Annotated in this window: 8 protein-coding genes; 5 read left to right on the top strand and 3 right to left on the bottom strand. The window is 44.1% G+C overall.

Annotated features, from left to right (window positions below):
• Window positions 1–371 precede the first annotated feature (371 nt).
• Window positions 372–728, bottom strand: coding sequence for an enolase C-terminal domain-like protein (locus F6K37_RS06890; RefSeq protein ID WP_267872056.1), 357 nt, complete (start codon window positions 726–728; stop codon window positions 372–374).
• 545 nt (window positions 729–1273) lie between these two features.
• On the opposite strand from F6K37_RS06890, the gene F6K37_RS06885 reads away from it, so the two are divergent.
• The 3 genes from F6K37_RS06885 to rodA all read left to right on the top strand — a co-directional run bounded on the left by F6K37_RS06885 (window position 1274) and on the right by rodA (window position 4006).
• Window positions 1274–2341, top strand: a complete 1068-nt coding sequence (locus F6K37_RS06885; RefSeq protein ID WP_502708028.1) for an Mrp/NBP35 family ATP-binding protein — start codon at window positions 1274–1276, stop codon at window positions 2339–2341.
• Between the two features lie 141 nt (window positions 2342–2482).
• Complete coding sequence (locus F6K37_RS06880) at window positions 2483–2605, top strand: hypothetical protein (protein ID WP_287249107.1); 123 nt, start codon at window positions 2483–2485, stop codon at window positions 2603–2605.
• A gap of 132 nt (window positions 2606–2737) precedes the next feature.
• Window positions 2738–4006 carry a rod shape-determining protein RodA gene (gene rodA, locus F6K37_RS06875; protein ID WP_287249105.1) on the top strand — a complete coding sequence of 423 codons (1269 nt, stop codon included), beginning with the start codon at window positions 2738–2740 and terminating at the stop codon, window positions 4004–4006.
• A gap of 135 nt (window positions 4007–4141) precedes the next feature.
• Here the strand turns inward: rodA and F6K37_RS06870 are convergent, their stop codons facing one another.
• Window positions 4142–5380, bottom strand: coding sequence for an RNA-guided endonuclease InsQ/TnpB family protein (locus F6K37_RS06870; RefSeq protein ID WP_287249103.1), 1239 nt, complete (start codon window positions 5378–5380; stop codon window positions 4142–4144).
• A 146-nt stretch (window positions 5381–5526) separates the two neighbouring features.
• Between F6K37_RS06870 and F6K37_RS06865 the strand changes: the two genes are divergently transcribed.
• The gene (locus F6K37_RS06865; protein ID WP_044493740.1) at window positions 5527–5718 is read left to right on the top strand and encodes an NAD(P)H dehydrogenase subunit NdhS; all 192 of its coding nucleotides are present in this window, start codon (window positions 5527–5529) and stop codon (window positions 5716–5718) included.
• A 174-nt stretch (window positions 5719–5892) separates the two neighbouring features.
• Entirely contained in the window at window positions 5893–6561 is a 669-nt protein-coding gene (locus tag F6K37_RS06860; RefSeq protein WP_287249100.1) for an HAS-barrel domain-containing protein, read from the top strand.
• Window positions 6562–6737: 176 nt separating this feature from the next.
• Here the strand turns inward: F6K37_RS06860 and F6K37_RS06855 are convergent, their stop codons facing one another.
• Window positions 6738–7202, bottom strand: a complete 465-nt coding sequence (locus tag F6K37_RS06855) for an HmpF-related protein (protein ID WP_287249098.1) — start codon at window positions 7200–7202, stop codon at window positions 6738–6740.
• Between the last annotated feature and the right edge of the window lie 19 nt (window positions 7203–7221).

The following is a 7221-nucleotide window of genomic DNA, read 5'->3' as shown; positions in this document are numbered from 1 at the left end:
TGGTTGTGCATCTCTGGCACTATGTTTGAGAATCTGTAACTCTACATCCATTGCCCTATCTACCTTTGAGCTACCCAATCTGTTTATTCTCTTATTTTACTTCTCGGAGAGTGACAAAAGAGGGATAAAATAGCACCCCCAAAAAGTTCAGCATACCTGCAATAATGGCTAAAATAGCGCCTTTTGGATGGTTTTTCAAGCTATTACCAAGGTTTATCAGGATAAGTAAGGCAAGGATTGTTCCCCCTAATCCCTGGTAGACAATGGCACTTTTAGCGCTAATGTACTGATCAGAAAATTTAGGTAAGAAAGCCCAAAATCCCCAAGATAAAACTGTGCCTAATGTGGGTATAAACCATTCTTTAATCTATTTATTTATACACCGCGATCGCTTCACCCAAAACATCAAGTATTGGCTCTACACCCAGCCCTGGAGCTTCTGGCGCAAAGGTTTTACCCCCTTGATTGCGGGCACCACCTGTAGCTGTGTCAATAGTTAGCATATCATTACATAACCAAGTCGCACGCAAAAACATTCGTGGAGTTGCCTGGGCAAGATGCACCGCTGCCGTATCTGCAATCACACTACCCCCAGTTTCTTCAATATTCATCCGAATCCCAGTTTCCACACAAAAATCTCGGATGCGCTTGGCTTTAGTTAAACCAGCAACCCGATTAATTTTTAACCCAATTGCTTCACAAGCATGGTCACCTTGAGCGCGGACAATATCCCCATAGCGCTGAATACATTAATCTAAGATAATCAGATGAGATGTGACGCGACGGACTTGAAGACATTCTTCATAGGTTTCACAGGGTTGTTCAAAATAACAAATAGAGTCAGTAAGTAGGTGGGCATCACAACAAGCCTAAAAGCGATGCACCACGGCCAAAAGGAAGGTGTTTCCCCCATCAACGACTGCATCAAAACAAGAAGACAAGGGTTAGGCTGTGAGTCAAATACAAAAACAATCCTATACAGTTCAAAACAAGAAGACAAGGGTTAGACTGTGAGTCAAATACAAAAACAATCCGATACAGTTCAAGACAGTTGCTAACGATCGCCTCGATTGTCTTAAGCATTCAGCTATCTTAAGCATTCAGTTATCAGCCATAGCCCAAGACTCACGGCTGATAGCTGACAGCTGAATGCTTAGCAATTGTCTGTTTTCTTAGTCTGATTGGCAATCACTTCGCCTCGTAAAAGCTCTACAATCTAACCGTAGCCCCATTCCTCGTGGCCTTATATAACACACGCTATGCCCGCCTATCTGTGATGCTTGATACAAATTCAGTTTTAGACGTATTACGACCGGTACAAGACCCCGAACTCCAGAAGAGTTTGGTGGAGTTAAATATGATCCGCAATGTCAAGGTTGACAACGGTATAGTGAGTTTTACCCTAGTGTTGACCACCCCAGCTTGTCCCTTGCGGGAATTTATTGTAGAGGATTGCCAGAAGGCAGTGAAACAGCTATCGGGAGTAGAAGATGTAGTAGTCGATGTTACCGCTGAAACACCTCAGCAAAAATCCTTACCTGACCGCACTGGTATTGAGGGCGTGAAAAATATTTTAGCCATTTCCAGTGGTAAGGGGGGCGTCGGTAAGAGTACTGTTGCGGTAAATGTGGCAGTTGCTTTGGCTCAGTTGGGGGCTAAAGTCGGTCTCCTAGACGCTGATATCTATGGTCCCAATGCTCCAGCCATGCTGGGATTAGCTGATGCCAAAGTCATGGTTCAGAAAGGAAAACAGGGGGATGTGATCGAGCCAGCCTTCAACCACGGTATCAAGCTAGTGTCCATGGGATTTCTAATTGATCCAGACCAGCCAGTGATTTGGCGCGGACCGATGTTAAATGGAATTATTCGCCAGTTCCTCTATCAAGTAGAGTGGGGTGAATTGGACTATCTGATTGTGGATATGCCACCAGGCACTGGGGATGCTCAGCTAACCTTAGCCCAAGCAGTACCGATGGCAGGAGCAGTAATTGTGACAACACCCCAAAATGTCGCTCTTTTAGACTCCCGCCGAGGCTTGAAAATGTTTGAGCAAATGGGAGTCCCCGTGTTGGGAATCATAGAAAATATGAGTTACTTTATCCCACCAGACTTACCCGATCGTCAGTATGACCTGTTTGGCTCTGGAGGAGGTGAAAAAACATCAAAAGAACTAGGGATTCCCTTGCTCGGTTGTATTCCCCTAGAAATTTCCCTACGGCAGGGAGGGGATCAAGGATTGCCCATCGCTGTTGGCAATCCAGAGTCAGCCTCCGCTAAAGCACTGGTAGCGATCGCATCTCAGATTGCAGCCAAAGTTTCCATTGCTGCCCTTTCTAATTAACAAAGACTTGCAGGCAATAATAACTCAAAAATAGAACATGGAAAATCACCATTAACAATTTTGTAATCCCTAATGCCTAATAGCTCATACCGTCAGCGGTCAGCGGTCAGCGGTCAGCTTTCCCTAACTTAGATTAAACGAATGCTTACTTGTTTTATTCAAAAGCTGTTCGGTGTAGCGTGCCCTATGCCCACGCTACTTGAGGTGCCGTCAGCCGTCAGCTCTCAGCCGTCAGCTTATTTTATTCAAAAGCACCTCAAGTAGCGTGTGCGTAGCACATAAGCTGATAGTTGATAGCTGATAGCTGAAAGCTGATAGCTGAAAGCTGATAGCTGAAAGCTGATAGCTGAAAGCTGATAGCTTAGCTCATACCTAATCGCTCATACCTCATAACTGATGGTACAAATTAATAAATTTAGAATTAGAAATAGTATTCGTTGGCGGCTGTTGTGGGCCCCCTGGCAGGACTTAGACTGGCAACTATTATTCCTGACTGTGGGGCTAACCATCTTTGGGGCAGTGATGATTCGCTCTGCAGCCATCGACAATGGTGGAAACTATTGGGTCTCCCACTTGCTCATTGGTAGTATTGGATTGTTCATCGCTCTATTCATCGCGCGATCGCGCTATCATTCCCTGATCCAATGGCATTGGGTAATTTACGCCATCACCAATCTGTCCTTAATTGCTGTAATGATGATCGGTGCCAGTGCTAAGGGGGCTCAGCGTTGGGTTACCATTGGAGGGTTTAATGTTCAACCCTCAGAATTTGCCAAGATCGGCTTGATTATTACTCTAGCTGCCATCTTGCACAAACGACCCGCTACTACCATTCCAGCAGTAATAGCAGCTTTAGCAGTAACTATTGTACCTTGGGCATTAGTGTTTGGGCAGCCTGATCTCGGAACATCCTTGGTGTTTGGGGCAATTACCTTGAGTATGCTTTACTGGGCAAATGCCAATCCCGGCTGGTTGGTCCTGTTGATTTCCCCTCTGGTGTCAGCCATTGTGTTCAGTATATCTTTACCTGCATGGTATACCTGGGCTGCTGTGATCACACTGATTGCCTTCCTGAGTCTCCCTTGGCGCTGGTTGGGAGCCTTGGGTACCCTGGTGGTTAACCTAGTTGTCGGACCGTTAGGAAAAGTCTTCTGGAATCTGTTGAAGGACTATCAAAAAGACCGATTAACGCTCTTTTTGAACCCCGATCTCGACCCCCTCGGCGGAGGGTATCACCTCATTCAGTCTAGGATTGGTATCGGTGCTGGTCAACTTTGGGGAAGGGGACTGAACCAGGGAACTCAAACTCAACTCCACTTTATCCCCGAACAGCATACTGACTTTATTTTTTCAGCCATTGGAGAAGAACTAGGCTTTGTAGGTTGCTTGTGTATTTTATTAGCCTTGTGGTGGTTGTGCCTACGCTTGGTGCTGATTGCTCAGAATGCGAAAGACAACTTTGGCTCTCTGGTAACAATTGGCGTGCTCTCAATGATTGTGTTTCAAACGGTGATCAACATTGGGATGACTATTGGCTTAGCTCCCATCACAGGAATTCCTCTACCTTTACTCAGTTACGGTCGTTCAGCCCTACTAACCAACTTTCTTGGCCTAGGGTTGGCTCAAGCAGTGGCCAATTATCGACAGCGATTGAAGTTTCAATAAGTTATGGGTTGTAAAATACTGGATGACTAATAAGTCCATTAGCTCCTATCCTATTGACATACTCCCCCGTTAAATCGGATATTATAATGGGGGATTCTCACTAATTGTGATTCAAGGTTCAATGACACCGCTTATTCAATCAAGTTTCCCATCATCAACAGAGGCAGATGTCTCCCCAAGCGTTCCCGGTTTCCCGGCAGTTCCCCAATGCCCTTGGGTACTGTTCCATTCAACACCTAAAATGCTCATTCCTTTTTTCAAGATGTTTAGTGCCGCATTAGTATCTCGACATATTTCTGTCTGACAGTGAGGGCATTTATGAGTTCTAGTGCTGAGTGTTTTTTTTACCCGATGACCACAATTAGAGCAATCTTGGGATGTATAATTAGGCGCTACTGCCACAACTGTCTTATCCCAAACTTGCCCATAATAATCCAGACATTCGGTGAATTGATACCAACTGGCATCTGAAATAGACTTTGCTAAATGATGGTTCTTGACCATGTTGCTGATTTTGAGGTCTTCATACACCACGACATCGTTAGATGACACTACGTACCGGGCCAACTTAATAGCCCAGTCTTTACGTTGGCGTTGAACCTTCAAATGTGCTTTACCCAGTCTAATTCTGGCTTTATGGTAGTTATTTGATTGAGGTTTTTTCCCCTTGACAAACTTCCTAGATAATCGTCGTTGCAGTTTCTTTATCCGTTTCTCAGCGCGTCTTAAATACTTGGGATAGATTACGGCACTATCGTTCTGGTATTTGTAGAAATACTTGAGACCTAAATCGATACCAATCACTTTCCCTGTATAGTTTCCCTGTTCAAAGCGATTAGCCTCAAAACAGAATTGTGCATAATAGCCATCCGCTCGTTTAACAACTCTGACTCGATTGATTTTGAGTCTGAATAAATCTGCTCTCGTTTCCTGATTACAAAATAGAGAAAACTTGCCAGCAGCAAACCCATCGGTGAAATTAATCGTTAGACAGTCGGCTGAAAGTTTCCATCCGCTAGTTTTATATTCAACCGTTCGCGCAGCGTCGGCAAAGCCGTTGCGACAGTGTTTTTGAAACTTTGGATAGCCTTTCTTTTTAGCACCCTGTTTACAACGGCGATAGAAGCTAGAGATAGATTGCCAAGCGCGTTCAGCGGATGCCTGACGTGCCATTGAGTTGAGTTTCTTAGCAAAAGGAAACTCTTCAGCTAGTTCTTTGCACAACAATGACAGACGCGCTTTGTTAACACCCACCTGATCGCGCCATAGTCTAATCGCCTTGTTTCTCACAAACTTAGCAGTTCTAATGGCATCATCTAAAGCGCGGTATTGAGCCAATGACCCATTGAGTAGTTTACATTCTCTAACTATCATGTTAACTATGTTATCATAAAGAAAGTTAGATAAAAATAATTACTGCATTATTTTTTGTTGGTCGGGATTCATCTCCCGTTATCCCGCCGGTTAGCGGGAGATGAATCCCGACATTTAGGTAAGGCAATCTAAGTTTTTAGGCACTCATGATTTTTCCAGGTTCTATAGTTCGCGTAATCAATGTTGACGATACCTATTATCGCTTTGAGGGGCTAGTACAGCGCGTTAGTGATGGTAAAGCAGCTGTGCTGTTTGAAGGAGGTAACTGGGATAAATTAGTGACGTTTCAGCTGTCGGAAATCGAAGAGGTGAAACCAAAAATTGGTAAAAAGGGTTAGATAGATCACTTGTCGTCTCCAGTAAGCCCCTAATCAGCCTCTAAAAAACTCTACCAGACTACTGTTTCAACACCCTCTTCAAACTGGGGCATTAAACTGGGGCATACATCAATCGCATAAATCAATCAAGGGGCATACATCAATAACTAATGACTAATGACTAATAACTAAACCATGCGCCTTCCCTTACCCCAGTTTACCCCCAGCAATCGCTCAGAACATCACCTTGCTGAGGTGATTGAAACAGCAACTACAGAATTTCTAGCTCAATGTTTAGAGCCAGAAGATCTAAGCTTTCCGGTCATGCCTGCTTTTGGCAGCTGGGTAAAATCTGTAGATGATGAGTCAGGTAATCAAATTTTTGCTGTAGTTTATTATGCTACTACTAGCCCGATTGACTCGGTTCATCGAGCAACAGCTTTAGGATTGTCACTGGCAGAATTACGTGAGCAGCAGCCTCAGATTTTCGCAATGCTCAAAACTGAGTTTCGTGCTGCCATCGTTGGGTTTATGTCTTCGGAAGAGGGTGTTAATGGTTTTAGCAACCATCACGGTCGAGTCTATCAGTATCTTCCACCCCGTCCACCGCAAATTCATCAACCTGTCTACCAGTGTGAACCATCAGAGGTTATTCACTTTAGTGAACAGTTGGATTTTTTGCGAACACTTTTGGAAGTTAATGGTGCCCCAGTAGACCCCCTGACAGCAGCTGTAATTAGAGAAGTTTATCGTCTTCGTCAGACTGACCGTGACTGGTTAGTCAAGGCCGGACGAACCTTGAGTGTCTTACTTAAGGATGATTATGACCGCTTGCGGTATATTTTAAGTCAGATTCATTGGTAGTATCCTCCTCCCCTGTTATCCCTTACGGGGATAACGGGTTATCCTACCCATTACTTATTGAAAGAAAAGAATTGAAGGTTTGGAAATTTTCCCATGGTGCATAAGCTGATAGCTGATAGCTGATAGCTGATAGCTGATAGCTTACGTTCCCTGTTCCCCGTTCCCTATTACCTTTACTAATTACCAGCTTGATCTATTTTAGCCTCCAATTGAGCTACCTTTTGCTCCAGCTGTTTCTTCTCCAATTTCAAGTTTTCTGCTAAAGCTTCAATTTTTTCGCGACGTGCTTCTACTTCTAAATCGCGGATATCTAACCCTTGGCTTTTCAAGGTAAGCTCTTGCCGCCATTGTTCAGCCCGTTTCATTTCTTCGTCTAAAAAGGTAGACTTAACCTCAGCTGTTAAATACTTCTTGACTAAATCTAATACCCAATCGGTGGCAGATTGAATCGTGATCACCTGTTGAGTTTCAGCCAGATCTATTAAGACTAAGCAACCTTCTTTGAAAGCTTGGGAATTAGTAAACGTGACAGGTCTTGGCTCAATGAATTCCCAGAATTGATCAGAGTTTTGGCGGGCAAGTAGTTGCAATTGCAGCCCGCCAAAATCATCATTGTCTTGAACTTGAGCTAGGTGTAGCATTACCGGTTTGATAGAAATC

Source organism: Moorena sp. SIO4E2, from assembly GCF_010671945.1.
In the GTDB taxonomy this organism is placed as follows: domain Bacteria; phylum Cyanobacteriota; class Cyanobacteriia; order Cyanobacteriales; family Coleofasciculaceae; genus Moorena; species Moorena producens.
This window is presented reverse-complemented; position numbering and strand designations above follow the sequence as displayed.

What these genes read in the sequence shown, in the direction of transcription:
- F6K37_RS06870 (WP_287249103.1), bottom strand. Translation starts at nt 5,380, where the DNA reads ATGATAGTTAGAGAATGTAAACTACTCAATGGGTCATTGGCTCAATAC.
- F6K37_RS06880 (WP_287249107.1), top strand. Translation starts at nt 2,483, where the DNA reads ATGCTTACTTGTTTTATTCAAAAGCTGTTCGGTGTAGCGTGCCCTATG.
- rodA (WP_287249105.1), top strand. Translation starts at nt 2,738, where the DNA reads ATGGTACAAATTAATAAATTTAGAATTAGAAATAGTATTCGTTGGCGG.
- F6K37_RS06855 (WP_287249098.1), bottom strand. Translation starts at nt 7,202, where the DNA reads ATGCTACACCTAGCTCAAGTTCAAGACAATGATGATTTTGGCGGGCTG.
- F6K37_RS06865 (WP_044493740.1), top strand. Translation starts at nt 5,527, where the DNA reads ATGATTTTTCCAGGTTCTATAGTTCGCGTAATCAATGTTGACGATACC.
- F6K37_RS06860 (WP_287249100.1), top strand. Translation starts at nt 5,893, where the DNA reads ATGCGCCTTCCCTTACCCCAGTTTACCCCCAGCAATCGCTCAGAACAT.